Raw genomic sequence first — 1701 nt, 5'->3', positions numbered from 1 at the left:
CAAATTTGGCCTGTTTGGATTAAAATCTTATACTGCTGCCTTGTTTTATTGTATTTCCGATTGGTACTTGACATTCCCCTAAATTCAAGGAAATATGTTTACACCATAAGATTTGATAAAGAATACCTACTTTCATTAGCTCCCGAGAACTTTCTGCTTTTAAATTCTTTTACCCCTTCTTAGCCACGGATAACGTACCACTAATCACACCATGCTTATCTAAAAAGAAAACTCCTATTTTAGTAAACATTGGTAAGCTAATTGATTTCCTGGGGTTATTCCCGGAATTCCATAAAACTAAAAAGGTTTGACAAACTTTCTAATCTTACCGTATGATAAATAATATACTTGAATATATTCTCCTAAGGGGAGTAGCTTTTACAACAATGTCGTCAATACGGAGTTCTTCGCTCTCGGCTTTGTTGGCAACATTTTGTTGTTAGCCAGACCTTACCTAGTGGTAAAGGTCTATTTTCTGTTAGTAAGCCTTTACCGAAATGGTAAAGGTTTTTTGTAGTCCGGATAATGTAGCCCTTCGAGAATTGTTTAAGCTAAGCTTGTGGGATGATAAATGAAAAACAAATAAATATAAATGGAGTGTATTCTTTGATACTGAGAAAATCTTTGTTACTTTTAGGAATAGGGTCTGCACAGATAGATTTAATCCTTCCCAAAAATACGTATAAATCGGGTGAATTAATAAATGGGTATTTCTTGATTAAGGGTGGTACCCAGGAGCAAAGAATAAGGAGGATTGAATGTGATTTAATTATGGATACTCATTCTACGGGAATGGAAGATATCCTTAAAACGAGCACCATTTTATCTTCAAGTGAGATTGATTCAGGGGAAAGTAATGAAATTCCTTTTAAATTTCGTCTGCCTACATTAAAGGAACCGTATAAGCGCGGGGTTTCCTATCGCCTAAAAACGAGACTTATTCTTGATAAAGGGATAATAGGCAAGGATGATGATTGGATTTTAATCGATTCTGAATAAGAGTGGAAACGGAGGTGGGAACATGGATATTTTGAATTTTACAGAGCGTGCTTTTGATTATTTGAAAGAATTCTTATTATTGAGGCTTTTTATAATAGCTCTACTGTTATTGGCCGGTTATTATATATTGAATAAAATGGTTGAATGGTTCTTTAGAAGGTCTAATTTTTTTGAGGAAGAAGTCGAAAGAACGATACAGGGTGTTACTCGTTCTGCTCTAAGGTACGGTATTTCCGGGCTTTTCCTCATTTATCTGATTGGACAGTTTATAGACATAAAGGGAATACTGGCTGGAGCTGGGATTGTAGGGGTCGTTATCGGATTTGCCGCTCAACAAATGCTTAAGGATATCTTATTGGGATTTGTTAGATTTTCAGATAATGAATTTCGAGTGGGGAACTTTGTTACATTTAATGGGACAAGTTCCGGGACGGTTGAGGAAATTGGCATCCGGTTCATGCAGATTCGGGAATGGTCAGGAAAACTGCTTACTATCCCACACAGTGAAATCAAGACGATTCAAAATTTTAATAAAGGGAGAATGCGAATCATTGAACGCATCACGGTGAGTTACCAAGAAAAACCAGATAGGGTGAAGCGGATGTTGGAAGAATTATGCCTCACCTGTAATGAGAAGTTTGCTGAAAGCCTTCTAAGGCTCGAGGACGGTACACCTGAAGAAGATTTTAGATATCTTGGTAT

Annotated in this window: 2 protein-coding genes; both read left to right on the top strand. The window is 36.7% G+C overall.

Annotation, left to right across the window (positions count from 1 at the left end; translation table 11 throughout):
• Positions 1-606 precede the first annotated feature (606 nt).
• Positions 607-999 carry a sporulation protein gene (locus AC1DUW_RS27860; RefSeq protein WP_477644059.1) on the top strand — a complete coding sequence of 131 codons (393 nt, stop codon included), beginning with the start codon at positions 607-609 and terminating at the stop codon, positions 997-999.
• Positions 1000-1021: 22 nt separating this feature from the next.
• Positions 1022-1701: mechanosensitive ion channel family protein (locus AC1DUW_RS27855; RefSeq protein WP_477644058.1), on the top strand; the 680-nt coding region annotated here is incomplete at its 3' end.

It is taken from the genome of Peribacillus sp. P4_C12 (assembly GCF_056402095.1).
Note: the sequence above shows the minus strand (reverse complement) of the source record. Positions and strands in the feature narration are given on the sequence as shown.